Annotated in this window: 22 protein-coding genes and 1 pseudogene; 12 read left to right on the top strand and 11 right to left on the bottom strand. The window is 65.1% G+C overall.

The window, feature by feature from the left end:
• The first annotated feature begins 84 nt into the window (after positions 1-84).
• The 4 genes from AB4Z43_RS21705 to AB4Z43_RS21690 all read left to right on the top strand — a co-directional run bounded on the left by AB4Z43_RS21705 (position 85) and on the right by AB4Z43_RS21690 (position 2,743).
• On the top strand, positions 85-435 hold the full coding sequence (locus tag AB4Z43_RS21705) for a cupin domain-containing protein (protein WP_019861947.1): 351 nt from the start codon (positions 85-87) through the stop codon (positions 433-435).
• Positions 436-505: 70 nt separating this feature from the next.
• A complete protein-coding gene (locus AB4Z43_RS21700) occupies positions 506-847 on the top strand; it encodes a cupin domain-containing protein (RefSeq protein ID WP_441938916.1) in 342 nt (113 codons plus the stop codon).
• Between the two features lie 22 nt (positions 848-869).
• Entirely contained in the window at positions 870-1,214 is a 345-nt protein-coding gene (locus AB4Z43_RS21695; RefSeq protein ID WP_019861950.1) for a cupin domain-containing protein, read from the top strand.
• A gap of 20 nt (positions 1,215-1,234) precedes the next feature.
• Positions 1,235-2,743, top strand: a complete 1,509-nt coding sequence (locus AB4Z43_RS21690) for an aldehyde dehydrogenase family protein (RefSeq protein WP_441938915.1) — start codon at positions 1,235-1,237, stop codon at positions 2,741-2,743.
• Between the two features lie 61 nt (positions 2,744-2,804).
• Here AB4Z43_RS21690 and AB4Z43_RS21685 read toward each other — a convergent pair.
• The 5 genes and pseudogenes from AB4Z43_RS21685 to AB4Z43_RS21665 form a co-directional block, all read right to left on the bottom strand.
• Positions 2,805-4,876: pseudogene (locus AB4Z43_RS21685) on the bottom strand (3-hydroxyacyl-CoA dehydrogenase NAD-binding domain-containing protein).
• Between the two features lie 155 nt (positions 4,877-5,031).
• Positions 5,032-5,979, bottom strand: a complete 948-nt coding sequence (locus tag AB4Z43_RS21680; RefSeq protein WP_441938914.1) for an ABC transporter permease — start codon at positions 5,977-5,979, stop codon at positions 5,032-5,034.
• 3 nt (positions 5,980-5,982) lie between these two features.
• Positions 5,983-6,963, bottom strand: coding sequence for an ABC transporter permease (locus AB4Z43_RS21675; RefSeq protein ID WP_441938913.1), 981 nt, complete (start codon positions 6,961-6,963; stop codon positions 5,983-5,985).
• 1 nt (position 6,964) lies between these two features.
• Positions 6,965-8,434 carry a sugar ABC transporter ATP-binding protein gene (locus AB4Z43_RS21670; protein ID WP_064981417.1) on the bottom strand — a complete coding sequence of 490 codons (1,470 nt, stop codon included), beginning with the start codon at positions 8,432-8,434 and terminating at the stop codon, positions 6,965-6,967.
• 49 nt (positions 8,435-8,483) lie between these two features.
• Positions 8,484-9,497 (bottom strand): ABC transporter substrate-binding protein, encoded by a 1,014-nt coding sequence (locus AB4Z43_RS21665; RefSeq protein ID WP_441938912.1) that lies wholly within the window; start codon positions 9,495-9,497, stop codon positions 8,484-8,486.
• A 209-nt stretch (positions 9,498-9,706) separates the two neighbouring features.
• Between AB4Z43_RS21665 and AB4Z43_RS21660 the strand changes: the two genes are divergently transcribed.
• From AB4Z43_RS21660 to AB4Z43_RS21625, 8 genes are all read left to right on the top strand, one after another.
• A complete protein-coding gene (locus AB4Z43_RS21660; RefSeq protein ID WP_441938911.1) occupies positions 9,707-12,118 on the top strand; it encodes a glucan 1,4-alpha-glucosidase in 2,412 nt (803 codons plus the stop codon).
• Between the two features lie 52 nt (positions 12,119-12,170).
• On the top strand, positions 12,171-13,187 hold the full coding sequence (gnd, locus tag AB4Z43_RS21655) for a phosphogluconate dehydrogenase (NAD(+)-dependent, decarboxylating) (RefSeq protein WP_441938910.1): 1,017 nt from the start codon (positions 12,171-12,173) through the stop codon (positions 13,185-13,187).
• A gap of 22 nt (positions 13,188-13,209) precedes the next feature.
• A complete protein-coding gene (gene zwf, locus AB4Z43_RS21650) occupies positions 13,210-14,586 on the top strand; it encodes a glucose-6-phosphate dehydrogenase (RefSeq protein WP_441938909.1) in 1,377 nt (458 codons plus the stop codon).
• 14 nt (positions 14,587-14,600) lie between these two features.
• A complete protein-coding gene (locus AB4Z43_RS21645) occupies positions 14,601-15,305 on the top strand; it encodes an ROK family protein (protein WP_038653527.1) in 705 nt (234 codons plus the stop codon).
• Positions 15,306-15,532: 227 nt separating this feature from the next.
• The gene (locus tag AB4Z43_RS21640) at positions 15,533-15,991 is read left to right on the top strand and encodes a MucR family transcriptional regulator (protein ID WP_441938908.1); all 459 of its coding nucleotides are present in this window, start codon (positions 15,533-15,535) and stop codon (positions 15,989-15,991) included.
• 122 nt (positions 15,992-16,113) lie between these two features.
• Positions 16,114-17,214 carry an aminotransferase class I/II-fold pyridoxal phosphate-dependent enzyme gene (locus AB4Z43_RS21635; protein WP_441938907.1) on the top strand — a complete coding sequence of 367 codons (1,101 nt, stop codon included), beginning with the start codon at positions 16,114-16,116 and terminating at the stop codon, positions 17,212-17,214.
• 265 nt (positions 17,215-17,479) lie between these two features.
• Positions 17,480-18,718 carry an MFS transporter gene (locus tag AB4Z43_RS21630; RefSeq protein ID WP_202361305.1) on the top strand — a complete coding sequence of 413 codons (1,239 nt, stop codon included), beginning with the start codon at positions 17,480-17,482 and terminating at the stop codon, positions 18,716-18,718.
• Between the two features lie 49 nt (positions 18,719-18,767).
• Positions 18,768-19,076: an NIPSNAP family protein gene (locus AB4Z43_RS21625; protein ID WP_019861965.1), complete on the top strand. Its 309-nt coding sequence runs from the start codon at positions 18,768-18,770 to the stop codon at positions 19,074-19,076.
• A 26-nt stretch (positions 19,077-19,102) separates the two neighbouring features.
• Here AB4Z43_RS21625 and AB4Z43_RS21620 read toward each other — a convergent pair whose 3' ends face one another.
• The 6 genes from AB4Z43_RS21620 to hemC all read right to left on the bottom strand — a co-directional run bounded on the left by AB4Z43_RS21620 (position 19,103) and on the right by hemC (position 25,205).
• A complete protein-coding gene (locus AB4Z43_RS21620) occupies positions 19,103-19,819 on the bottom strand; it encodes a glutamine amidotransferase (protein WP_064981436.1) in 717 nt (238 codons plus the stop codon).
• Positions 19,820-19,837: 18 nt separating this feature from the next.
• On the bottom strand, positions 19,838-20,317 hold the full coding sequence (locus AB4Z43_RS21615) for a TerB family tellurite resistance protein (protein ID WP_441938906.1): 480 nt from the start codon (positions 20,315-20,317) through the stop codon (positions 19,838-19,840).
• A gap of 53 nt (positions 20,318-20,370) precedes the next feature.
• A complete protein-coding gene (locus AB4Z43_RS21610; RefSeq protein ID WP_064981438.1) occupies positions 20,371-21,972 on the bottom strand; it encodes a heme biosynthesis protein HemY in 1,602 nt (533 codons plus the stop codon).
• A 10-nt stretch (positions 21,973-21,982) separates the two neighbouring features.
• On the bottom strand, positions 21,983-23,455 hold the full coding sequence (locus AB4Z43_RS21605; RefSeq protein WP_441938905.1) for a COG4223 family protein: 1,473 nt from the start codon (positions 23,453-23,455) through the stop codon (positions 21,983-21,985).
• Positions 23,456-23,565: 110 nt separating this feature from the next.
• A complete protein-coding gene (locus tag AB4Z43_RS21600) occupies positions 23,566-24,276 on the bottom strand; it encodes a uroporphyrinogen-III synthase (protein WP_441938904.1) in 711 nt (236 codons plus the stop codon).
• A 2-nt stretch (positions 24,277-24,278) separates the two neighbouring features.
• Complete coding sequence (hemC, locus tag AB4Z43_RS21595; protein WP_441938903.1) at positions 24,279-25,205, bottom strand: hydroxymethylbilane synthase; 927 nt, start codon at positions 25,203-25,205, stop codon at positions 24,279-24,281.
• Positions 25,206-25,287: the final 82 nt, after the last annotated feature.

Genomic DNA, 25,287 nt, shown 5'->3' with positions numbered 1-25,287 from the left:
CGCGGGGGAGATGGCCGGCAGGCCAGAGGGGGGTGCCTGGGCGCAACATGACGACATTAGGCATCCCGCCATCGGAGCACGTCCATGACCTCCTCCGCTCCGCACCTCTATCAAGCCTCCACCCGCACCGATCTCGTCGACTGGGGCGCCCAGCCCGACGCATTGGACGGCGCCTCGCACTCCACCGGCAGGCTGGTGCACAAGGGCCCCAACAACCAGCCGGAATCCGGCATCTGGGTGTGCACGCCGGGCCGCTGGCGGCTCTCGATCCCGCGCGACGAATTGTGCCATTTCGTCGCCGGCCGCGCGACCTACCGCTCGGATGTCGGCGAAGTGATAGAAGTCTCGGCCGGGACCGTGGTCATGTTCCCCGCCGGCTGGACGGGCGAGTGCACGGTGCACGAGACCATGCGCAACGTCTACATGCTGGCCTGAGAAGCATGATCCCGAAAAGTGGGAACCGGTTTTCGGACAAGATCATGCTTAGCAAGAATCGGAGCAAGACATGTCGACACCGCATTGGCCGCAGGCTTCGGCCGTGGAACTGGAAGATTGGGGCGCGGGCAGCAATACCCTTGCCGGCGCGCCGCGCGCCTCCGGAAAAATCCTGTCGCAGAACCCGGACGGCTCGAGCGAATGCGGCCTGTGGTCGTGCACGCCGGGCACCCGCAAGGTCACCTTCGCCGCCGACGAGTTCTGCCATTTCCTGTCGGGGCACGGCAGCTATGTCCACGAGAATGGCGAACAGATTCCGGTCACGGCCGGCACGCTGGTGTTCTTTCCTGCCGGCTGGACCGGCATTTCCATCATCACGCAAACGCTGGCCAAGGCCTTCATGTGCCGGTGAGCATCATTTCAAGGAATTCGATATGACCACGCCAATCATGCAATCGCCGCTCGCCGTCACCGACCTCATCGACTGGGGCGTCATCCCGACGATGATCGAGGGGCAGTCCCACACCTCGGGCAAGCTGCTCCACAAGGGACAGGAAGGCCGTTCCGAATGCGGCCTATGGGTCTGCACGCCGGGCAAATGGCACTGCCACGTCACCCGCGACGAGTTCTGCCACTTCCTCGAAGGCCGCTGCACCTATGTGCACGAATCGGGCGAAGTGATCGAAATCGAGCCGGACACGGCGGCTTTCTTTCCGCAGGACTGGAAAGGCGTCTGCACCGTCCACGAGACGATCAAGAAGGTCTACATGATCCGTTGAGCGGATTCGAGAGGATGTCCATGCCCTTCTCCCCCGACCGGCCGACCTACTTCGTCAATCCGGACTACCGGCCGATGGCCGGTGCAAACAAGGCAGTGATCGACCCGGCCACGCTGCAGACGGTCGGCGCCATCGCCACGGCCAGCGAGGGCGAGATCGACGCCGCGCTCACCGCCGCGACCAGGGCGCAAGTCGCCTGGAAAAGGCTCGATGCCAAGAGCCGGGCGAAACATCTGCATGCCGTCGCCAATGCCATCGAGGCCGCCGACTTCACCCGTTGCGCCGAGCTGATGGTGCGGGAGATGGGCAAGCCCTATCCGGAAGCGATCGGCGAGATCGCCAATTGCGCGCCGATCTTCCGCTACTATGCCGAGATGGCGCGCGACGACGCTGGCAAGATCGCCGGCACGACACAGGCCGGCTCGTTCCAGTATGCCTGCTACGAGCCCTATGGCGTTTCCGTCCACATCATGCCTTACAACTTCCCGATCCTGCTGATGTGCTGGACCGTCGCGGCATCGCTTGCCGCGGGCAATGCCTGTATCATCAAGCCTGCCGAGGCGACGACGCTGTCGACCCTGGACTACATGGCGGTGTTCCGCTCGCTACCGGAAGGCCTGGTCTCTTGCCTGCCCGGCGGCGCGGCAACGGCGCAGGCGCTGATCACTTCGGACCGCACCCATGCCGTCGCCTTCACCGGCTCGGTCGCCGCCGGCAAGGCGGTGGCGGTTGCCTGCGCCGAACGCATGAAGCCTTGCGTCATCGAGGCCGGCGGCAGCGATCCGCTGATCATTAGCAAACACGCGCCGCTGGAGGTCGCCGCGGCCGGCAGCGTCACCGCCGCCTTCCACCTCACCGGCCAGGTCTGCACGTCGGCCGAACGCTTCTTCGTCGTCGATGCCGTGCATGACCGCTTCGTCGAGTTGTTCGCCGAAAGGACACGCGCGCTGCGCATCGGCAACGGCATGGACAAGACCGAGATCGGTCCGCTGGTCAGCGAAGCGGCTCGCGTCAAGGTCATGCGGTTGGTCGACGATGCTATTGCCAATGGCGCCAAAGCCGTCACCGGCGGCCGCATCCCGCCGGCGCACAACACCGGCTGGTTTTACGAACCGACCATCCTGACCGGCGTCACCCCCGACATGGCGATCGTGCGCGAAGAGTGTTTTGGCCCGGTCGCCGCCATCTGCCGCGTGAAGGATTTCGATGAGGCGATCCGGCTTGCCAATGACAGCCCGTTCGGGCTCGGCGCCTCGGTGTTCACCACGGATCTCGCCGAAGCGCATGAGGCGGCCGAACGGCTGGAGGCCGGCATGGTCTGGGTCAACAATCCGCTGATCGACAATGACGCCCTGCCCTTCGGCGGCTGGAAAGCTTCAGGTCTCGGCCGCGAACTGGGACGGCAGGGGCTCGATGCCTTCCGCCGTTCCAAGATGGTCATCATCGACCACAGACCGGCGATCCAGGACTGGTGGTATCCCTATCCCGACAGCTGGTTCCGCGAGACCGGCGGACGCAAGCACGTCTGAGGGAATGTCGCGGCAACACCGCGCGGCTCGATGATCGCCGCCGCCTTCGGCGGTCATCTGGTCAGGCTGTCGCGTCGGTCTCCCAGGAACCGGTCGCGGCCATTTGCCTGAGGAGCGGAGCCACCTCGAAAACCTGCTTGCCGGTCCGCTGATGCCAGTGGTCGAGCCGTTCGACGATCCTGGCCGCCCCTTCGAGACCGGCCCAGAACATCGGGCCACCCTTGCCGATGGGAAAACCGTAGCCATTGGCCCAGACGACATCGATGTCGGAGGCACGGGCCGCGATCTTCTCCTCGAGGATCTTCGCCCCCTCATTGACCAGGGGTAGAGCGTGCGCTCGATGATCTCTTCCGCACTGATCGCACGCGGCGCGATGCCACGCTCGGCGGCCTTTTCGCGGATCAGCGCCTCAACCTCTGGATCTGGAACGCCTGCCCGGGCGCCGGCCTCGTAGAGATAGAAGCCCCGGCCGGTCTTCTGCCCGAAGCGCCCCTGCTCGCACAGCGTATCGGCGATCACGGCCGTCAGGCCACGGGCCTTGCGGTTGCGCCACCCAATGTCGAGGCCGGCGAGATCGCCCATCTGGAACGGCCCCATCGGCCAGCCGAAATCGGTGAAGGCCTTGTCGATCTGGCTGGGTGTCGCGCCCTCGAGCAGCAGCGCTTCCGATTCCGAACCGCGCGCGGCCAGCATGCGGTTGCCGACAAAGCCGTGGCAGACGCCGACGACGACCGCCACCTTGCCGATCCGCCGCGCGAGGTCGACCACCGTCGCCAGCGCATCCGGCGCGGTCTTGTCTGCCCGCACGATCTCCAGCAGCTTCATGACATTGGCCGGCGAGAAGAAATGCAGGCCGAGCACATCCTGTGGCCGCGAGATCGAGCCGGCGATCTCATTGATGTCGAGATAGGAAGTGTTGGTGGCAAGGATGGCGCCCGGCTTGGCGATGGCATCCAGCTTGCCGAAGACCTCCTTCTTCACCGCCATGTCCTCGAACACCGCCTCGATGATCAGGTCACACTCGGTGAGATCGGCATAGTCGGTCGAGCCCTTGAACTGGGCGAGCCGTTGACGCTTGGCGTCTTCGGCCAGGGAACCGCGCGAAACGGAAACAGCGTAGTTCTTCTCGATCATGCCCAGCCCGCGCTGCAGCGCTTCCACGCTGGTTTCCAGCAAGGTGACCGGAAAGCCGCCATTGGCGAAGGCCATGGCGATGCCGCCGCCCATCGTGCCGGCGCCGATGATACCGACGCGGGCGATCCTGCGCTTGGACGTGTCCTTGCCGGGAAGCTTTGCCGCCTCACGTTCGGCGAAGAACAGATGGCGCTGCGCCCGCGACTGGTCGCTGGCGACCAGTTTCACGAATAGCGCCCGCTCCGCCGCCAGCGCTTCGTCAAAGGGTAGTGTGACGGCGTTGCGCACCGCTTGCGCACAGGCGACCGGCGCTTCCAGCCCGCGCGCCTTTTTGGCGAGTTCCGCCGCCTCGGCATCGAAAGCCGCGAGGTCGGTTTCCCCAAGCCCGTCATTGCGATCGCGCACAGGCGTGAACGGACCACCCTTGCGGGCGATTTCCCCTGCGAAGTTCGTGGCATGCGTGACCAGATCGCCCTCGAAAACGGCATCGACGAGACCGGCTTCATGCGCCTCGTCGGCACCGACCGGCGAACCCGAGACAATCATCTTCAGCGCCTTCACCGCGCCGACCAGGCGCGGCAGCCGCACCGTGCCGCCGCCGCCCGGCAGCAGGCCAAGTTTCACTTCCGGCAGGCCGAGCTTGGCGTCGATATCGGCAACGCGAAAATGACAGCCGAGCGCCAGTTCCAGCCCGCCGCCGAGCGCGGTGCCGTGGATGGCGGCGACCGTCGGTTTGGCGATGGTTTCCAGCAACGCGACGATGGCGCGCAGATCGGGCTGCTGCACCGGCTTGCCGAATTCGGTGATGTCGGCGCCGGCGACAAAGGTCCGTCCGGCGCAGGCGATGACTATTGCCGTGACCGAAGCGTCATCGCGCAAATCGACCAGCGCCTGCATCAGCGGCTCGCGGACATGGAAACTCAGCGCGTTGACCGGCGGGTTGTCGATGGTGACGATGGCGACGCCATTGTCGTTCACGACGCTGACAGAATTGGACAAGCAGAGCCCTCCCGGGACCGACTGAGATCGCGGAAGGGTTTACTAGGCCGCGCCGCGAATGGGAACCCGCTGTTGGGCTGGCCCAACATTTGGCGGCACGACGGGCTGCCCCGGGAGATTGCGGTCGATGGTCGCCAGACGCTTCGGAACGGCGATCACCGCACCGCCTTCTCCCCACCCGCCGCCGTGATCACCCCGACGATGATCAGCCCGGTCAGCAGCAGCCGCACGCCGGCGCTGACGCCGAACGTGTTGAGCATGGTCAAGAGCAGCACCAGAAACAGCGCCGCTCCCCACACGCCGGGCACATTGGCCTTGCCGCCGGCGACCGACGTGCCGCCGATGACGACGACGGCGATCGAGGCGAGCAGATATTCATTGCCGATATCGACATTGGCGCCCCTGAAATAGCCGGCGAGCAGGGCGCCGTCGATGCCGCCGAGCGCGCCCGACAGCGTGTAGGTGAGGAAGCGGATGCGGCCTACATTGACGCCGGCGAGCCAGGCGGCGCGGATGTTCTGGCCGATCGCCAGCACCGAGCGGCCATAGATCATGCGCTGCAAGGCGATGGCCGCGCCGATGGTGAACAGCACGGTCAGCACCGCCAGCACGGGAATACCCAGCACCTGCCAGTTGGTGAAATCGGCAAAGCCGGGCGGTGGCTTGATCTGCAGCCCGCGCCCGTAGCTGATGTCGATAGACTGGATGATGAAGCTCGCCGACAAGGTGGCGATGATCGGCGGAATGCGCAGCGCCCAGATCAGCAGATAGTTGACCGCGCCGATCGCCGCGCCGCAGGCGAGCGCCGCCAGCAGCCCAACCACAATCATGGAATCGCTGCCGGCCATTACCTTCATGGCGACCGCGCTGGCCAAGCCGATATTGGCCGGCAGCGACAGGTCGACATTGCCGGGGCCGAGCGTGATGACGAACATCTGGCCGACGCCGACGATGACGGTGAACACCGCGAGCGACAGCGCCGCCGTCACCATCCCGCCGGCGCCATATCCGCCGGTGAAGGCGATCGTCGCCAGCCACACGACCAGCGCGCCGAGGAACGACCATACCCAGGGTTTGCCGGCCAGCGATCTAACCAATGACATCGCTCACCTCTCCCTGCGGCTGATCAGCACCCGCGCCGCTAGCACGATGATCAGGATGGCGCCGTTGGCGGCCACCTGCCAGTCCGGCGGAATGTGCATGAAGGTGAGCAGCGGCGAAGCGGCCAGCGCCAGCGTCAGCGCGCCGATCACCGCGCCGATCGGCGACACCCGGCCGCCGACGAATTYGCCACCGCCGAGGATGACGCCGGCGATCGAAAGCAGCGTGTAGCCATTGCCGATATTGGCGTCGGCCGAGGTGGTGATGCCGATCAGCGCCATGCCGGACAGCACGCCGAACAGGCCGGCCAGCGCAAACAGCACGATCTTGGTTCTGAGCAGCGACCAGCCTGCGCGCTTGAGCGCGGCCGGATTGCCGCCGGAGCCGCGCAGGATCACACCATAGGAGGTGCGCATCAGGCCGAAATGGACGACGAGGCCGATCAGCAGCGCCGCGGTGATCGGGAAGGGGATAAGAGGCGGCTTGAACGACATGATTGCCAGCAGCCAGTCCGGCGCCTTGCCGCCGGGCTTGGGCAGGACGAGGATGGCCAGCCCCTGCCAGACGAAACTCATGCCGAGCGTCACCACGATCGACGGCAGATTGCGCAGATGGATCAGCGCGCCGAGCAGCGCATAGACGCCGATCGAGCCAAGCAGGATGGCAACGCCGATAAGCGGCGCGTCCTTCAGCCAGGTCGCGGTGACGCAGCCGACGAAACCGACGAAGGTGCCGATCGACAGGTCGAGCTCATTGCCTGAAATGACGAACATCTGCGCGATCGTCGCCAGCGCGATCGGGATCGCCAGGTTCAGCATCAGGCTGAAGCCGAAATAGCTAATGGCGCGCGGGTTGAGCCAGGCGATGGCGGCGAGCACCAATGCCAGCGACAGCGCCGGCAGCAGCCCGCGCAGCAGGCGGGCACGGGCCAGCGCGCCACGCTCGGCGGAACTCCTGGCGGTGGCGTCGAGGCTGGCGGCAGTCATCTCAGGCCGCATCGCCGAAGGAGGACTGGATAATCTTCTCTTCGGTCAATTCGTCGCGACCCAGATTGGCGACGATGCGGCCGTTCTTGAAGACATAGACATGGTCGCAATTGTCGAGTTCCTCGGTTTCCGTGGTGTACCAGAGAAAGGTGCGGCCGCGGCCAGCCTCCTCGCGCACCAGGTCGTAGACTTCCAGCTTGGTGCCGATATCGACGCCGCGCATCGGATCGTCCATCAGCACGATCTGGGCATCCGAGCCGAGCGCGCGGGCAAACAGCGCCTTCTGCTGGTTGCCGCCCGACAGCGAGAAGATGTTGTTGTTCATGTCGGGCGTGCGGATGCCGATCTTCTTCTGCCAGAACTGGGCCAACTCGGCCTCGCGCCGCGGCGAAATCAGCAGCCCGTTGCGCAACCGCGCCAGCGAGCGGATGCCGATGTTCTCGGCAATCGACCATTGCGGGAAAATCCCATCCGACTGGCGGTCGCCAGCGACCAGCGCTACCGGCTCGGTCACTTCGATGCCGGTTCTGGCGCGGGAAGCAGCAGCGAAAATCGCCAGCAACAGGTCGGTTTGGCCGTGTCCCGCCAGCCCGGCAAGGCCGATGATCTCGCCGGCGCGGGCGACAAGGTCGGCGCCGTCCTTCTGCGCGGCGGGACGCGCCCGCACCCGCAACGGACCGGCAGCTGGCCTCGCGGCGGCAATTTCAGCGGCGATCTTCTGGCGCGCCTCGGCCCCGCCCATCGCCGTCACCAGCCGGTCGCGGTCGAAGGCATTCGCCGCATCGGCGACCACCACCTTGCCGTCGCGCATCACCACGATGCGGTCGGCATTCCTGAGCACCTCGCCCAGCACATGCGAGATCAGGATGCAGCTTTTGTCGCTGGCGATGAAACGGCGCACGAAGGCCAGCAATTGGCCAGCCGTGTGCGCATCCAGCGACGATGTCGGCTCGTCGAGGATGACGAGGTCGAGCCGGTCCTGCGTCACCGTGAAGGCGCGCGCCACCTCGACCATCTGGCGCCGGCCGATCGACAGGTCGCCGACGATGTCCCAGGCCGAAATGCCATGATCCGGAAAGATCTCGTCAAGCTTGGCGGTGATCAGCGCGGCCGCCTTGCGCCGCCAGCCGAGGCCCGAGAGCGAGGCATGGTTGATGCGCGTGTTTTCGGCGACGCTGAGATTGGGGCACAGCGACAGTTCCTGGAACACGCAACGTATGCCGAGCTTTTGCGCCCGCGACACCGAGTAGTTGTCCTCGACGCCGCCATGCACGCCGATCTTGCCGCTGTCGGGTGTGAGCGTGCCCGCCACCATGTGCATCAGCGTCGATTTGCCGGCGCCATTGTGGCCGACCAGGCCGACGCATTCGCCGGGCCGGACATGGAAGTCCACGCCGCCCAGCGCACGAACGGCGCCGAAATGTTTTTCGGCGCCGTTCAGTCTGATGATGTCAGCGTTCCCTTCAGGCATGCTCAACACTATCCGCGCGATGGTACGAAGGGCAACGCAAGCGCGACATTCACTTGATGTTGGCCTTGATCGCCGCGAGGGCGTCTTCCTGCGTGTATTCGTGGGTGGCGACGCCGCCTTCCTTGATCTTCGGCAGGGCTGCCTCGAAGTCGTCCTGGGTGAAGGCCAGATACGGCACCAGCAGGTCGTGCGGAATATCCTTGCGGCCATCGAGCACCTGCTGCGCCACCCAGAAGGCGAGCGACGACACGCCAGGCGCGATCGAAGCCGACCAGGTCTTGTAGCCGTCCTTGTCCTTCTGTTCCTTCCACCACTTCAGCTCGTCCTGCCGGTTGCCCATGATGATGGTCGGGCGCGGCTTGCCGGCGGCGGCGAAAGCCTGTGCGGCGCCATAGCCGTCACCACCCTGGTCGACGATGCCGACGACGTCAGGCAGCGACGGCAGGATGGTCGCGACGGCTTTCTGCGCCGTGGTCTGGTCCCAGTCGCCGGTCACCGAACCGACAATCTTGAACTCGGGATGGGCGGCAACGCCTTCGAGGATGCCGGCATGGATGGCATCGTCGATCGAGGTGCCAGCCAGGCCACGGATTTCCAACAGGTTCCCGCCCTTGGGCTGGAACTTGGCCATCTGCTCGACTTCCTGCTTGCCCATGTCCTTGAAGTCGACGACGACGCGATAGGCGCAGGGCTCCGTGACGGTGCCGTCAAAGGAGACGACGGTGATACCGGCATCGCAGGCCTGCTTGATGGCGCCGTTGAGCGCGTCCGGCGAGGCGGCGTTGATGACGATGGCGTCATAGCCCTGCAGGATCAGGTTCTGCACCTGGGCCGCCTGCGTCGGCACTTCCTTGTCGGCGGTGGTGAAGACGTCGGCCGCGCCGACGATCTTGTCGGCGACCGCCTTCTTGGTGACGATGCCGTAGCTGTCGAGCATCGCCTGCCGCCACGAATTGCCGGCGTAATTGTTGGAGAATGCGATCTTTTTGCCGCTGGTATCGGCAAGCGCCGTCCCCGATGCGAGCATCGCGGCAAGAGCGCTCAAGGCTAACAGTTTCTTCATGTCATACTCCTCCCAAGAGTTGCTGGTCGTGTAGATTCTAGATGGAAAATCGAGCCTGTGTTCCTGTTTTTTATCGATTGTCAGACAAATGCAGATGGCGCGGCAGCCTGTCAACTGCAATCCGCAAAGCCCGCCGATCAACTTGCGGTGCGCCAATTGAAATGGTCTGGCTGGATGGGTAAGCCATGCGCACAGGAGGCCCAACAGAGATGGCAGTGACGCCGATCGTTCCCCCGGGCGCACCGGGCATTCCGGCGCGCTGGACGTCGAGCGCCAAGAGCGGCGTCGGCACCGCGTTTTCAGCCAAGAGCCCGCTCTGGTTCACCATCAGCCACGGCATCTTGAACGAGATCTACTATCCGCGTCTCGACAGCGCCTGCACGCGCGACATGGAGCTGATCGTCACCGGCCCCGGTGGCTATTTCTCGGAAGAGAAGCGCGACGCCGCGCACGCAGTAGCGCCTTTCGAGGACGGCGTACCCGGCTACAGGCTGACCAACACCGCGGCAGACGGCGCCTACCGTATCGAAAAGCGCATCATTACGGATCCGAAACGGCCTGTCCTGCTGCAGGAGATTGCATTCGTACCGCTGAAAAATTCGGCGGCCGACTACAAGATCTACGCGCTGCTTGCGCCGCACCTCGTCAACGCCGGCATGGGCAACACTGCCTGGGTCGGCGAACACAAGGGCCAGCGCATGCTCTTCGCCACGGGGCGCGGCGTATCCCTTGCGCTGGTCTCCTCACTGCCCTGGAATACCTGTTCGGCCGGCTATGTCGGTTTCTCCGACGGATGGCAGCAATTGCAGAACGGCGGTGCGCTCGATCCCTCCTGCCAGCGGGCGGAAGACGGCAATGTCGCTCTGACCGGCGAGATCGGCTTTTCCGCCGGCAAGACCACGGCCTTGCTGGCGCTTGGCTTCGGCGCGACGCCGGAAGCCGCCGCCGACCTGGCGCTGGCCAGTCTCAAGCAGGGTTTCGACGCCGCCGCCGAGACCTATGTCGAAAACTGGCGGACATTTCAGACCAGGCTTGAGAAGCTCGACCGCCACACTGCCTCCGGGCTGAACACCTATCGTGTGAGCACAGCGGTTCTGGCCTCGCATCTCTCGGTCGCGAGACCCGGCGCCGCTGTTGCCAGCCTGTCGATCCCATGGGGCTTCAACAAGGGCGACGACGATCTCGGCGGCTACCATCTGGTCTGGCCGCGCGACCTGGTCGAGACCGCTGGCGGTTTCCTCGCCGCCGGCGACGGCAAGCAGGCGCTGCAGATCCTGACCTATCTGCACTCGATTCAGCAGCCGGACGGTCACTGGCCGCAGAATGTCTGGTCGGACGGCACCGCCTATTGGCCCGGCATCCAGATGGATGAATGCGCCTTTCCCCTGCTGCTGGCCGACGCATTGCGCCGGGCGGGCCACCTGCCGCGTGCCAGGCTCGCCGATTTCCTGGCCATGATCGAAGCCGCCGCCTCCTATGTCGTGCGCAACGGCCCCGTCACCGGCGAGGACCGCTGGGAGGAAGACGCCGGGTACAGCCCGTTCACGCTGGCCGTCGAGATCGCCGCGCTGCTTGCCGCCGCCGATATGCTGGATATCCTGGGAAAGAGTGAGCCGGCAAACTACCTGCGCGAAACCGCTGACTGCTGGAACGATCAGGTCGAACGCTGGACCTACGTCACGGGCACCCAGCTCTGCATCGAGGCCGGCATCACAGGCTACTATGTCCGCATCGCGCCACCGGACGATGCGGGCGCCGCATCGCCGAAGGACGGCTTCGTACCGATCAAGAACCGTCCGCCGGCCGATACTGACAAACCGGCAGAAGCCATAATCAGCCCCGACGCCCTGGCCCTGGTTCGCTTTGGCCTCAGGGCAGCCGACGATCCGCGCATCGTCGGTACCGTCAAGGCCGTCGACACCCTTTTGCGATGCGATCTGCCGCAAGGCCCGGTCTGGTACCGCTACACCGATGACGGCTATGGCGAGCACGAGGATGGCACGCCTTTCGACGGCACAGGCCGGGGACGCGCCTGGCCCCTGCTCACCGGCGAGCGGGCGCATTACGAGCTTGCCGCCGGCCGCAAGGAGAAAGCCGCGCAGCTTCTGGAGACCTTCGAGCGTTCGGCTGGCATGGGCGGGCTGCTGCCGGAACAGGTCTGGGACAGCCCGGATGTGCCGGGCCGCGAGCTGTGGGAGGGCAAACCGTCCGGCAGCGCCATGCCACTGGTCTGGGCGCATGCCGAGCACATAAAGCTGTTGCGTTCGTTGCGCGACGGCGTGGTCTTCGACACGCCGCCGCAAGGCGTCGAGCGCTACATCAAGGGCAAGACAAGCTCGCCGCTCAGGATATGGCGCTTCAACAACAAAATCCGCTCCATCCCGGCCGGCAAGGCTTTACGCGTAGAGCTTTCAGCGCCCGGCGTCGTCCATTGGAGCAGCGACAACTGGCTGACGATCCAGGACCACAAGACCAGGGAAACCGCTTTTGGCGTCCATCTGGCCGACCTGCCGGTCGCCGGATTGACGTCGGGAAGCACCATCGTCTTCACTTTTTTCTGGCCCGATGCGATGCGTTGGGAGAATGTCGACTTCAGCGTCGGCATCGACGCATCGTGGTAAAAGCGGCCGGGCCGATAGATTTTCTCTCTCCTCAAGCAATCGGGACGAAACCATGCAGATCGGAATGATGGGACTGGGCCGGATGGGCGCCAACATGGTGCGGCGCCTGATGCGCGACGGCCATGAATGCGTCGTCTACGACATCAACCCGGCAAGCGTCGCCGCCCTGGTCAGCGACGGCGCGCTGGGCGCGGCATCCCTGACGGAATTCGTCGGCAAGCTCGCCAAGCCGCGCTGTGTCTGGCTGATGCTGCCGGCGGCGATCACCGGCAAGATCATCGATCAGGTCTCAGCCCTGATGGAGCCCGGCGACATCGTCATCGACGGCGGCAATTCCTACTATCACGACGCCGTCGACCAGGCCGCGAAACTGACCATCAAGGGTATCCATCTTGTCGATGTCGGCACCAGCGGCGGTGTCTGGGGCCTCGAGCGCGGCTACTGCCTGATGATCGGCGGCCCCGACGTGGCGGTGCAGCACCTCGATTCGGTCTTCGCCACGCTGGCGCCCGGCGCCGATGCCGGCGCGCCGGCTCCCGACAAGGCTGCCGGCACCGCGCCCTTCGGCTATCTGCATTGCGGGCCGAGCGGCGCCGGCCACTTCGTCAAGATGGTGCACAACGGCATCGAATATGGCGTCATGGCCGCCTATGCCGAAGGCATGAACATCCTGAAGTCGGCCAATGCCGGCAAGCGGCAACGCACGGCCGACGCCGAGACCAGCCCGCTGGAAAACCCGCAATATTATCAGTTCGACATCGACCTCCCGCAGGTGGCCGAGGTCTGGCGGCATGGCAGCGTCATCGGCTCCTGGCTGCTCGATCTCACCGCCGGCGCGCTGAAGGGCGATCCGGGCCTGGCGCAGTTCGGCGGCCGCGTCTCGGATTCGGGCGAAGGACGCTGGACGCTGAAGGCGGCGATCGACACCGGCGTGCCGGCGCCGGTGCTGTCCTCGGCGCTGTTCGACCGCTTCTCCTCGCAAGGCGAATCCGAATTTGCCGACAAGCTGTTGTCCGCCATGCGCTATGCCTTCGGCGGCCATGTCGAAAAGCCGAAGGCCCGCAAGTGACGCCACAGCAGGAGACGCACGCATGAGCCAGGAACGGTCCGACACGCTGGTGCTCTTCGGCGCCACCGGCGACCTCGCCCACAAGAAGATATTTCCGGCCCTTTACCAGATGGTCGCCAAGGGCACGCTCACCGAACCGGTGATCGGCGTCGCCTTCGACGCCTGGGACATCAAGCAGTTGCAGGCCCGCGCTCGCGACGGCATCGTCAATGCACTGGGCAAGATCGACGAGAAGGTGTTCGCCAAATTCGCCTCGCTGCTGCGCTATGTCAGCGGCGACTACCGCGATCCGGCCACCTTCGAGAAGCTGAAGACCGCACTCGGCACCGCCCAGCGGCCGATGCACTACATGGCGGTGCCGCCGACCATGTTCGAGACTGTCGTGCAGGGGTTGGAGCAGTCGGGCACCGCGCGTGGCGCGCGGCTGATGGTGGAAAAGCCGTTCGGCCATGATCTGCAGTCGGCGCGCTGGCTGAACCGCGTGCTGCATCTGGTGTTCGACGAGCAGTCGATCTTCCGCATCGACCACTATCTCGGCAAGGAAGCGATCCAGAACCTGCTCTATTTCCGCTTCGCCAATTCCTTCCTCGAGCCGATCTGGAATCGCAATTTCGTCGAGAGCGTGCAGATCACCATGGCCGAGGATTTCGGCGTCGAGGGGCGCGGCCGCTTCTATGACGATGTCGGCTGCATAAGGGATGTCATCGAGAACCATCTGCTCAACATCCTCCTGCTGCTGGCCATGGAGCCGCCGGTCGGCCGCTCCGCCGACGATTTGATCGACGAGAAGGTCCAGGTGCTCAGGGCGATTCGGACGCTGGCGAAAGACGATGTCGTGCGCGGCCAGTTCACCGGCTACCTCGCCGAGCCCGGCGTGGCGCCGAACTCGCCGGTCGAGACCTTCGCGGCGGTGCGCTTCTTCGTCGACACCTGGCGCTGGCAGGACGTGCCTTTCTTCATCCGCGCCGGCAAGAACATGCCGGTGCATGTCACCGAGGTGGTGGTGCGGCTGAAGCGGCCGCCGCTCGACGTCTTCGACCCGATCAAGCCCGCCGACCAGAACTACGTGCGCTTCCGCATCGACCCGCAAGTGGTGATCGCCATCGGCGCCCAGCGCAAGGCGCCAGGCGACGACATGGTCGGCGAGCAGGTGGAACTGACGGCGCTCGACGACAGCAAGGCCGACATGCCGCCCTATGAAAGGCTGATCGGCGACGCCATGAACGGCAACGGCCAGCTCTTCACCCGCCAGGACGCGGCCGAGCTTGCCTGGCGCATCGTCGGGCCGGTGCTCGGCGACACCACGCCGCCGCATCTCTACGAGCCGAAGACATGGGGACCGACGGACGCCATGGCCGGCTTCGGACCGCCCAATGGCTGGATCGACCCGGTGGCATGATCGGAGAAGACACGATGGCCAAGGCGATGAAGCAACCGGCACCCGACACCGAGAAGATCGTTCTGGCGATCGACATTGGCGGCTCGCACGTCAAGATCCTGACCAGCGCCGGCGGCGCCGAGCGCCGGGACGATTCTGGCCCGGGCCTGACGCCGCAGCAGATGATCGACAAGGTGAAGAAGCTCGCCGAGGGCCTGTCCTACGACGTCATCTCGATGGGCTATCCCGGCCCGGTGCGTCACAACAAGCCGGTGCTCGATCCGAAGAATCTTGGCAAGGGCTGGGCTGGCTTCGATTTCGCCGCCCAATTCGGCAAGCCGGTCAAGGTGGTCAATGATGCGCTGATGCAGGCCATCGGCAGCTACGAAGGCGGGCGCATGCTGTTCCTCGGGCTGGGAACCGGCCTCGGCGCGGCGATGGTCTTCGACAATGTCGGCCAGCCGATGGAACTCGCCCATCTTCCCTACAGGAAAGGCCGGAGTTTCGAGGACTATGTCGGCGAGCGCGGCCTGGAAAAGCACGGCAAGAAGAAGTGGCGCAAATACGTCTTCGACGTCGTCACTCGCCTGCGCGCCGCCCTGCAGCCAGACTATGTCGTCATTGGCGGCGGCAATGTCGACAAGCTCGACGCGTTACCGGCCGAGACCAGGCGCGGTGACAACACACGCGCCTTCGAAGGCGGATTTCGTCTGTGGCGAGACAAGGCTCTGATCGTCTGATATTATTACAGTTTAGTATAGTTGTTCAAAATAACGTGTGGCGCCGCGCTTAATCATTGCGTTGTGCAGATTTGCCGACTAGGAATTTTGCGCGCTGCCCCCGCGCGGTCCACTGGATACGCCAGAAATGGATACGCCAGAAACGCTTCAGCATTTTTGATTTTGTGCCTCGTCCTTTCGAAAACGAACCCCATTTTCGAGGCCGTGCACCATAGACGGAGGAAACATTGACCGACGATAGCAACGACGCTCGCATCGACCTTCTCGAGCTGACCGCCCACATCGTATCCGCCTACGTTGAGAAGAACCGCCTGCCCGCCTCCGGCCTGGCCGACCTCATCGCCAGCGTCGCCACCTCGATCGGCGGGCTCGGCAAGCCGGCCGTGCCGGTGGCGGCCCCGCTGGTTCCCGCGGTCAATCCGAAGAAGTCGGTGACGCCGGATTTCATCATCTGCCTCGAAGACGGCAAGAAGTTCAAATCGCTGAAGCGCCATCTCGGCGTGCATTTCGGCCTGACGCCGGACGCCTACCGTGCCAAATGGGGCCTGCCGTCTGACTATCCGATGGTTGCTCCCAACTATGCGGCCTCGCGCTCGCAACTGGCGAAGTCCATCGGACTCGGCCGCAAGGCCGTTGCGGTGGCGCCCGTCAAGGCCAAGGGCCGCAAGGCCAAGGTTTCGGCCTGAGCAATTCAGTCCTGAGCCAATATTTAGGACGACTGGAACAGAAGCCTGCCGGCGAAACCGCCTTGGCAGGCTTCCTGTTTTTGTGGCTTGGATAAACCAGACAAGGGGATCTGGGGGAAGCCATGAACTACACCAGGATGGTGATCGAGAAGGAAGCGCCGGAGGAGTACGGCTACGACCGCATCCGCTTCAACCTCTCCGAGAGCTCGATCGCCGACCAGAAGCTCTCCGACATCGGCCTGTCGCTGCCGGACCTCACGCTGTTCTATGGCGAGCATCGCGGCGACAAGGACTTGCGCGCGCTGATCGCGGCACAGGACGCCGGCGTCTCGCCTGACGATGTGCTGGTCACCGCCGGTGCCGCCGGCGCGCTGTTCATCATCTCGACATCGCTTCTGTCGGCGAGCGACCATCTCGTCGTCATCCGGCCCAATTACGCCACCAACATCGAAACCCCAAGGGCGATCGGCTGCGCCATCAGCTTCGTCGACCTCGCCTTCGAGGACGGCTTTGCCATCGATGTCGAGGCCGTCAGGGCGGCGATGCGACCGAACACGAAACTGATCAGCGTTACGTGCCCGCACAACCCGACCGGCACGATGATGGGCCAGACCGATCTCGACGCGCTGGTGGCGCTCGCGGAGACCAGCGGCTGCCATTTGCTGGTCGACGAGACCTATCGCGACCTTTCCTATGGCCGGCGCCTGCCGTCGGCGGCCTCGCTGAGCACGAAGGCGATCAGCGTCGCGTCGCTGTCGAAGGCCTTCGGCATTCCAGGCATCCGCATTGGCTGGCTGATCACCAGGGATCCAGCACTACAGGAGACGTTCCTTGCCGCCAAGGAACAGATCGGCATCTGCGGCAGCGTCATCGACGAAGGCATTGCGCGCGGCATGCTCGAACGCCGGGACGCCTTCCTGGGAGCGCTGCTGCCCGAAATGGCCAGGCGCCGCGACATCGTCCAGGCCTGGATCGACCGCGAACCGCTGGTCGACTGGGTGCGGCCCGAAGGCGGTGTCGTCGGCTTCCCGCGCCTCAATGTCGAACCCGGCTTCGATCTCGACCGCTTCTATGTGAACCTGCTGGAAAACCATGGCACCTATGTCGGGCCCGGCCACTGGTTCGAGATGGAAAAGCGCTTCTTCCGCGTCGGCTTCGGCTGGCCGACGGAGGCCGAGTTGCGAGGCGGGCTCGACGCCATTTCGGCAGCACTTCGGCAGTAATTTCCTTGTGCGATGGGCGCAACAGGCTGAAAATCCCTTGATCCAGTGCTGATTTTCGCACGCATCGCGCATCGAACTTTGCTAGACGTTCCATTGGTCGGACCAGCGCCCAACCTTGGGAAGTGCCCCGCCGGCATCGCATCGACCCGAAAGTCCACTCCGATTTTCGGAAAGCACGATGCGAAACTAAACAGTGTTGGAGCGCACTTTGTGCGTCCAATTGGACGCACGTCGCTCCAATGCCATCGCAACGGGGCCTTTATTCATGACATCCCTACAAACTTCACCTGAGCAGCGTTACGCTGCCTTCCGGCACAAAGCCTTCCTCAGCTACTGGACGGCGCGCTTCCTCACCACCTTCGCGACCATGATCGTCTCCGTCGCCGTCGGCTGGCAGATCTATGATCTGACGCGCGATCCTTTCGACCTCGGCATTGTCGGCATCGTCCAGTTCCTGCCATCGCTGCTTTTGGTGCTGGTCACCGGCGTCGTCGCCGACCGCTTCGGACGCCGGCTGATCATGGCGCTGTCGACGGTGATCGAGGGCATATGCGCCCTCACTCTGCTGGTCCTGACGCTGCGCGGTCTTGTCAGCCCGCTGCCGATCTTCGCCGTGCTCGCGATGTTCGGCACGGCGCGGGCCTTTTACGGCCCGGCTTCGTCCTCGCTGTTCGCCAATCTGGTGCCGCCGGAGGATTTCGGCAATGCGATTGCCTGGAACTCGTCCGCCTGGCAGACGGCGACCATCGTTGGACCGGTTGCCGGCGGCCTGCTCTACGGCGTTTCTCCGGAAGTCGCATACGCCATCGCCGCCATGCTGATGCTGGCCGCCGCCCTTTTGATTTTCACCATTCCCAGGCCCGCCCAGCGGACCGCCACCGACAAGCCGACCATGGAGACGCTGTTTGCCGGCTTCCGCTACATCTGGAGCGAGAAGATCGTGCTTGGCGCCATCTCGCTCGACCTGTTCGCGGTGCTTCTCTCCGGCGCCTCGGCATTGCTGCCGGTCTATGCGCGCGACATCCTGCAGCTCGGCCCGTGGGGCCTCGGCCTGCTGCGCTCGGCGCCCGGCATCGGCGCCATCTGCGTGGCGGTGTGGCTCGCCGGGCACCCGATCCGCAACCATGCCGGTGTGATCATGCTCGGTTTCGTCGCGGCATTCGGCGCCTCCACCGTGCTGTTTGGACTGTCCACCCTCACCTGGCTGTCGATCGTCGCATTGGCCCTCCTCGGCGCCACCGACATGTTCAGCGTCTACATCAGGGAGACGCTGATCCAGCTGTGGACGCCGGACGAGGTGCGCGGCCGCGTCAACGCCGTCAACCAGGTTTTCGTCGGCGCCTCCAACGAAGTCGGCGAATTCCGTGCCGGCACCATGGCGGCGCTGATCGGCACCGTGCCGGCGGTGGTGATCGGCGGCGTCGGCGCCATCGCGGTAGCAGGCCTGTGGGCCTGGCTGTTTCCGCAATTGCGCAGGGTTCGCCACCTCGACGGGCGCAACTGACGCTCGCCGATGGTCGGCAAGATACATCACCCCCGTCACAGGAAATCCCATGATCACCTGCTGCCTGAAATATGTCATCGACCCCTACAAGCTTGCCGAGTTTGAAGAATATGGCCGTCGCTGGATCGGTCTGGTCAATCGCCTCGGCGGAAACCATCATGGCTATTTCCTGCCGAGCGAAGGAGCGAACAATATCGCCTATGCCATGTTCAGCTTTCCGAGCCTTGCCGACTATGAGGACTATCGCAAGCGGATGGCAGCCGACCCGGAATGCCAGGATGTGTTTGAAGCGGAAAAGCGCAATCGCAGCATTCTAAGCTATGAGCGCAGCTTCATGCGGCCGGTGCTCGAACCCTAGCTAAAGAATTGCTCCAAGAGATGGAGCTACCGCACCGCCGGCGTCCCAAACACCATGCGCAAAAACTCGTCCAGCCAGCGCTTCAGATGCATGTCCCAGATCAGCCTGCCGCCGAGGTGATCGCGGCCGGGCTGGGCGCCGGGCAATTCGAAGCGATGCGCGCCGCGCACCACCCAGCGCTGCATCATCACCCGGGTCAGTTCGCCATGGAACTGTATGCCCCAGGCATTGTCGCCATAGCGGAAGGCCTGATTGGGATAGGTCTCCGCCGTCGCCAGCAGCGTCGCGTCGCGGGGCAAGGAAAAGCCCTCGCGGTGGAACTGGTAGACCATTTCGGGCCAGTGCATCAGCTTCCTGCCGGCCTCGGTCGCCTTGAGCGGATACCAGCCGATCTCGACCAGCCCTTCGCCGTGCCCCTCGACCTTGCCGCCGAGATGGTTGACCAGCATCTGCGCGCCGAGGCAAATGCCAAGGCACGGCCGGTTCTCCCTGAGCGGGATTTCCAGCCAGTTGGTCTCGCGGCGAACGAACTCGTCCTCGTCATTGGCGCTCATCGGTCCGCCGAACACCACCGTGCCGGCATGGCCGTCCAGCGTCTCCGGCAAGGCGTCGCCGAGCGGCGGCCGGCGGATGTCGAGCTCGAAACCCTCTTCGATGAGCATGTGGCCGACGCGTCCGGGGCTCGAATTCTCCTGATGCAGCACGATCAGGATTTTTGGCTTCGAGCTCGTTGCGCGCGGCATCGTCAGGCGAGATCCCGTCTATTCGTCGCTGGATGTTCCGCGGGCACCCGGCGCCTGCGCCGCCGCCTTGCGGCGCGCCTCGACCCGGTCGTGGCGCTCGACGCCGATCAGTTCGGCGACCCGCCACACCGTATTGTCCTCTAGCTCATGCAGCTCGCCATCGGCATAGACGATCTCCCACATCAGGCCGATGAAGGCCTTGCGCTCGTCCGCGTCGAGATGGCGCTTGAGCACGCTGGTGAAGGCGTAGAGGTCGATCGCCTCATTGTCGGCGCGCTCGCCGGCGGCGGCCAGCGCTTCGAGTTCGGCGCCGCTGATCGAGTAGCTCTCGGAGAGCACAGCCTTGAACCGCTCCCATTCGACGTCCTGGCGCACGCCGTCGGCGTTCATCACATGGTAGAGCAGCGCCGAGGCGGCGACGCGCGGGTCGTCCGTGCTGGTTTGCGCGCCGGCGCCGGCCGGCAAATCCCTGAGAAACGACAGAACGCGTTCGAACATCAATCCATTCCCAAACGGCCCAAGGGCCAAGTCAATCACCCGAAGGCCAAAAATTAAAACAGCCGGAAGCGGCGCGGCGATTTTTCCGCTTCCTCGTCCGGATCGACGCCCGGATCGTCCGGCAGCCGCGCCAGTTCTTCCGCCGGCTCGACGGCCTCGGCATCGGCTGGTACCGCCGCGAACGCAGCCGCCGTGACCGGCGTGACGTGGTCTTCGCTTCTATCGATTCCCTTGCTTGTTGTCTCGCTGCTCGCCGTGGCAGGCTCGATCGCGTCGATCGGCTTCTCGCTGGCCGGCTTCGCCAACGCCTCGATCACCGGCACCGTGGTCTCAGGCGCATCGTCACGGCTGTCGATCAACTGGCCAAGCCGCTCCATCGGCGCGCGCCATTCGAAGGCATCGAGCCGACCGGTGACAGGCGATACCGGCGCCCAGCGTTCCGAAACCACGCCATCGGCGACCCAGGCCGGATCGCGCGGCGCGCGCACCGCCTTGGACAGCAGCTGCCGCACCTTGCCCTGGTCGCCGGTCTCGGCCTCCTCGATGTCGGCCAGCAGCAGATAGGCGCCCTCGCGGCGGTCCATCCGGATCGCGGCCTCGGCCTCGGTGCGAGCGGTAGCGAAATCCTGTGCGTCGAGCGCGGCACGCGCCACCGTCATCGACGATTCGGCGTGGTTCTTCTTCATCTCCTGCAGCTTCTTCGCCCGGTTGAGACGGTCGAGCACGGCGTCACCCGGCCTGGCATGGGTGTAGAGCTCGGCAATCTCGGGATGCGGCTCGGCCCTCCAGGCGGTCTCCAGGATTTTCGAGCCCTTGCGCACATCGTTCTGCCTGAACAGCGCGGCGGCGGCGGCAACGGCGGCGGGGGCGAAATCCGGCTGCAGCTTGTTGGCCTCGAGTGCGGCCGCCCTGGCGGTGGTGGGATCGCTGTCGGCGAGCGACTGCGCCTTGGCGGTCAACAGCACGGCGCGACGGCGATTGGCGGCATCGCGCTCGATCTGCCGCGTCGCCTTCTGCGCGTCGACCAGTTTCAAGGCGCCGTCCCAATCGCCGCGCGCGGTCAGCTCCTCCAGTGTCGATTCGGCCGCCCAGGCCAGTTGCGGCGCAACGGCGGCGGCGCGGCCGGCATAGTGGCGTGCGGCATTGCGGTCACCCAGCCGTTCGGCTTCGAGATAAAGCCCGCGCAGGCCGAGCAGCCGCATTTCGGGATCGTCGAGCATGCTCTCGAACTTTTGCCGCGCCCCTTCATGGTCGCCTTCGAGCAGCGAAGCCTGCGCCTCGAGCAGATGGATCAGCGGTTCCTGGTCGGAACGGATCAGCTTGGCCGCTTCCTTGGTCTTCTTGCGGGCCAGCGCACCGTCGCCGGCGCCGGCGGCGATCATGCCGGTCGACAGCGCCTGGTAGCCGCGGTCGCGGCGGCGCACGCGGAAATAGCGCGAGATGGTATAGGGGCTGTTCCACAGCGACCTGATCAGCCACCACAGGATCATTACCGCGGCGACGACAGCGACGATGGCCACCGCCGCCACCATCAGGCTGACCTGATACTGGTAGCCGCTGAAGGTAACGACCATGTCGCCCGGCCGGTCGGCCAGCCAAGCAAAGCCGAGACCGAGCGCGAAGACGACGATGAGGAAGGCGAGCAGGCGGATCATCGTTTTGCCCTCATGCCTTCATCGCGCCGGAGATCAGCGCGTCGACCTGGGTTTCGACCTCGATGCGCGCCTTCAGTTTGCCGGCAAAGTCGGCACCGGCGGCCTTCACGGCCTCAGGCAGCGAATTGTATTCGCCGAGCGCCTTGGCATAGTCGCCCTGTGTGACGGCCACCTCCATGCGCGCAACGGTTTCCGGCGCGCCAGGCCCCTCGACGGCGCCGATCGGCCGGACCTTGACCAGCGATTCGGCACTCGACATCAGGTTCTGCAGGAAGCCGGCATTCTGGTCGACCGGCGTGGCGGCGGCGACCATGGCATTGGCTGCGGCATCCATTTGCGAGGCGATCTCGGTGCGGGTGGGCACGCCCTTTTCGGCATAGGGCCGTAGGGTCGCGAGCTCAGGCGCGTTGGGCGAAATCGCCGCCAGCGTATCGAGTTCAGCCGAGAACGGCGCACCGCGTTCGAGCGCCGACTTCAAAGCCGACGCGGCAATGGCGAGCGCGATCTTCGGCTGTCCTGCCGCCGCCTCGACCTTGCCGGAAAGCTGCGACACCGACTGTTCCAGCGCGGCGAGCCGGCTGTCCTGGGCCTTCGCAGCTTCGCCCGTCGATTTCACCAGCGCGTCGAGGCTCGCCAGTTTTTCGTTGAGCGGGCCGAGATCGACCGGCGCCGCGCTGCCGGCCTTGCCGAGGGCGGCGACCGCGGTTTCGATCTGCTTGACCTTGTCGCCGAGCGCCGCAAGCCCGGCATTGTCGCCAGCACCGCCCTGTTCGACCGCCGATTTCAGCGCCGCGATATCGGCCTTTACCTGCTCCAGCCCCGAGGAAAGTCCAACCACTTTGGCCGCTGCGTCATTATTGCCGCCGCCGTCCTTCAGCCCGGCAATTTCGGTTTTCAGCGAAGCGATCTCGCCATTGACGCCGTCGAGCGAGACGCCGGCGCCGGAACCCGGCGCGCCAAGCAGGCCGGCAAATTGCAAGCCGCCGGCGCCGGCGAGCGCGATGACGCCACCGATGATGCCGGCAGCGATGCCGTTCAGGCCGCCACGCTTTGCCGCGGCCGGTATCGGCGCCATCTTTTCGTCCCGTGTCTGGGTTTTTGCCTTGCTGTCATCGCTACGCTTGGCCGACGCATCCTCGAAATTATAGTCGGAGGCGGCAATGCGATGGGCTGGCGCATCCGAGCCGGGATAGGGCATCTCCGGCTCAACGGCCTTGGCCTCCGCGGACGGCTCGGTCCCGACCTGCCCCACGCCATCGGCATGCTCCCAGGGTTCGAGATCGGTCTGGTCGGCATGCACCGGCTCTTCGGGAGCCTCCGGCTGCGAGGCATCAGCGGCTTCCTCAGCCTTGGCCTCGTCTGTCTTGGCCGCTGCCCTGGCGGCATCCTCATCGACGACGCGGGAAACGGCACCGGGCTCGAGATCGATGGTCACCGGCTCGCGGCGGCTTTTCGAGTGTCGCATCTTCGGCGTCTTGACCATGCCTGGGCTCCGCAAAATTCGCTTCGTCTCAACGCCTGGCGGCGCGTGATGGTTCAGAAAGGGTCTAGCACATCACCAAGCGGTGAAAAGGGGCGGTGTGATGACGCGGCTCAGGGCAGCACCCGCAAAAGCGCCAGCAGCGCCTCCTCGTCGGGTCGCGCGGCGATGCGGATTGTTTTGCCGGCGCCGTCGCCGAAGGCAGCGGCTATGCGGGCGGAAAGAGCGAAAACCTGTATCTTTTCAAAGGCCTCTTGCAAGGCAGGCCGTTTGCTCAAAGCCTGCATCGCGACGGCCGCCTTGGCCGAGTAGAGCAGCACCGCATCGACCGACTGGCCGGAAAGCAGCGCGAGGATGGTCTCGTCGGAATATGGCACCGGGAGCGTGTCATACGTCTCCACGGCGCGAACCCGGACTCCAGCCGCTTCCAGCCGTTGTTCGAACATCGGAAACCGCACGCGCCCGCAGAGATAGGTGATTGCCTTGCCGGGCAACGCCGCCGCGATGGCGTCGGCCAGCGCCTCGGCATCGCCCGAGCCTTCAATGACGGATGAGAACCCCATCTTGCGCGCCGCTTCGGCGGTCCTGGCGCCGACGGCATGGCAAGGAAGAGCAGCAAGCGCCGCGATGACCTCGTTTGCGGTATGGCGCACGGCATTGGCGCTGGTAACGGCAACGGCATCACCGGTGACGAACCCCGCATCGCCAGGCAAAGCCACCGTTTCGGTCAAAGGCAGAACGACCGGTTGAAAGCCCCTCTCCTGAAGCCGCCGCGCCGTGCGCGAGGCGCCCGGTTCCGGTCTGGTCACCAGGACGCGAAGCATCGTCAGAGCCAGCCGTCGAAGAACTTTTCGCCGGCCCTGGCCCGCACCGTCCGGGCGGCCTCATCGCCGATGCGGGCGGCATCCTGTGCCGGTCCCTGCAATTCGACCGTGTGCGACTGCGTGCCGTCGGGTGAGATGATCAGGCCGGCGAAAGAGAGAGTTCCGGCCTCGATCGTCGCATGGCCGGCGATCGGGGTGCGGCAGGAGCCGTCGAGCGCCGCCAGGAAGGCGCGCTCGCAGGCCAGCGCCTGCCCCGTCCGAACATCATGGATCCCCGTCAGCATCTTTTCGACGTCGCGGTCGCCGATACGGCTCTCTATGCCGATCGCACCCTGTCCGGGTGCGGGCGGAAAAATGTCGAGCGGCATCAAATCGGTGGCGACATGCTCAAGACCGAGCCGCTTCAGCCCGGCATAGGCGAGGATGGTGCCGACGGCGACGCCTTCGTCGAGCTTGCGCAGCCGCGTCTGCACATTGCCGCGGAACATCACCACGTCGAGATCCGGCCGCATGCGGCGGATCAGCGCCTGCCGCCTGAGCGACGACGAGCCGACCTTGGCGCCGCGCGGCAGCTCGGCGATGGCCTTTGCCGCCTTGCCGACAAAGGCATCGCGCGCATCCTCGCGCGGCAGGAATGCGCTGAGTTCCAGACCGTCCGGCAATCGCGTCGGCATGTCCTTCGACGAATGAACGGCGATGTCGATCGCGCCGGCAAGCAGCGCTTCCTCGATTTCCTTGGTAAACAGGCCCTTGCCGCCGGCCTCCGACAGCGGCCGGTCCTGGATGCGGTCGCCGCTGGTCGAGATGACGGCGACCTCGAAGGCTTCCGCCGGCAGGCCATGCGCGGCCATCAGCCGCGCCTGTGTTTCATGCGCCTGTGCCAGCGCCAGCGGGCTGCCGCGTGTTCCGATTTTCAAGATTGTTTGCATGGCGCGCGGTCCGTGATAACCCCCCGGCTGGCTTTGCGTTTCCGGCATTCTCCCTAAAGGGGAACGCCTGGCTACACAATCT

It is taken from the genome of Mesorhizobium sp. 2RAF45 (genome assembly GCF_052115225.1).
Taxonomy (GTDB): domain Bacteria; phylum Pseudomonadota; class Alphaproteobacteria; order Rhizobiales; family Rhizobiaceae; genus Mesorhizobium; species Mesorhizobium jarvisii.
This window is presented reverse-complemented; position numbering and strand designations above follow the sequence as displayed.

What these genes read in the sequence shown, in the direction of transcription:
- AB4Z43_RS21705 (WP_019861947.1), top strand. Translation starts at nt 85, where the DNA reads ATGACCTCCTCCGCTCCGCACCTCTATCAAGCCTCCACCCGCACCGAT.
- AB4Z43_RS21700 (WP_441938916.1), top strand. Translation starts at nt 506, where the DNA reads ATGTCGACACCGCATTGGCCGCAGGCTTCGGCCGTGGAACTGGAAGAT.
- AB4Z43_RS21695 (WP_019861950.1), top strand. Translation starts at nt 870, where the DNA reads ATGACCACGCCAATCATGCAATCGCCGCTCGCCGTCACCGACCTCATC.
- AB4Z43_RS21690 (WP_441938915.1), top strand. Translation starts at nt 1,235, where the DNA reads ATGCCCTTCTCCCCCGACCGGCCGACCTACTTCGTCAATCCGGACTAC.
- AB4Z43_RS21680 (WP_441938914.1), bottom strand. Translation starts at nt 5,979, where the DNA reads ATGTCATTGGTTAGATCGCTGGCCGGCAAACCCTGGGTATGGTCGTTC.
- AB4Z43_RS21670 (WP_064981417.1), bottom strand. Translation starts at nt 8,434, where the DNA reads ATGCCTGAAGGGAACGCTGACATCATCAGACTGAACGGCGCCGAAAAA.
- AB4Z43_RS21665 (WP_441938912.1), bottom strand. Translation starts at nt 9,497, where the DNA reads ATGAAGAAACTGTTAGCCTTGAGCGCTCTTGCCGCGATGCTCGCATCG.
- AB4Z43_RS21660 (WP_441938911.1), top strand. Translation starts at nt 9,707, where the DNA reads ATGGCAGTGACGCCGATCGTTCCCCCGGGCGCACCGGGCATTCCGGCG.
- gnd (WP_441938910.1), top strand. Translation starts at nt 12,171, where the DNA reads ATGCAGATCGGAATGATGGGACTGGGCCGGATGGGCGCCAACATGGTG.
- zwf (WP_441938909.1), top strand. Translation starts at nt 13,210, where the DNA reads ATGAGCCAGGAACGGTCCGACACGCTGGTGCTCTTCGGCGCCACCGGC.
- AB4Z43_RS21645 (WP_038653527.1), top strand. Translation starts at nt 14,601, where the DNA reads ATGGCCAAGGCGATGAAGCAACCGGCACCCGACACCGAGAAGATCGTT.
- AB4Z43_RS21635 (WP_441938907.1), top strand. Translation starts at nt 16,114, where the DNA reads ATGAACTACACCAGGATGGTGATCGAGAAGGAAGCGCCGGAGGAGTAC.
- AB4Z43_RS21630 (WP_202361305.1), top strand. Translation starts at nt 17,480, where the DNA reads ATGACATCCCTACAAACTTCACCTGAGCAGCGTTACGCTGCCTTCCGG.
- AB4Z43_RS21625 (WP_019861965.1), top strand. Translation starts at nt 18,768, where the DNA reads ATGATCACCTGCTGCCTGAAATATGTCATCGACCCCTACAAGCTTGCC.
- AB4Z43_RS21620 (WP_064981436.1), bottom strand. Translation starts at nt 19,819, where the DNA reads ATGCCGCGCGCAACGAGCTCGAAGCCAAAAATCCTGATCGTGCTGCAT.
- AB4Z43_RS21615 (WP_441938906.1), bottom strand. Translation starts at nt 20,317, where the DNA reads ATGTTCGAACGCGTTCTGTCGTTTCTCAGGGATTTGCCGGCCGGCGCC.
- AB4Z43_RS21610 (WP_064981438.1), bottom strand. Translation starts at nt 21,972, where the DNA reads ATGATCCGCCTGCTCGCCTTCCTCATCGTCGTCTTCGCGCTCGGTCTC.
- AB4Z43_RS21605 (WP_441938905.1), bottom strand. Translation starts at nt 23,455, where the DNA reads ATGGTCAAGACGCCGAAGATGCGACACTCGAAAAGCCGCCGCGAGCCG.
- AB4Z43_RS21600 (WP_441938904.1), bottom strand. Translation starts at nt 24,276, where the DNA reads ATGCTTCGCGTCCTGGTGACCAGACCGGAACCGGGCGCCTCGCGCACG.
- hemC (WP_441938903.1), bottom strand. Translation starts at nt 25,205, where the DNA reads ATGCAAACAATCTTGAAAATCGGAACACGCGGCAGCCCGCTGGCGCTG.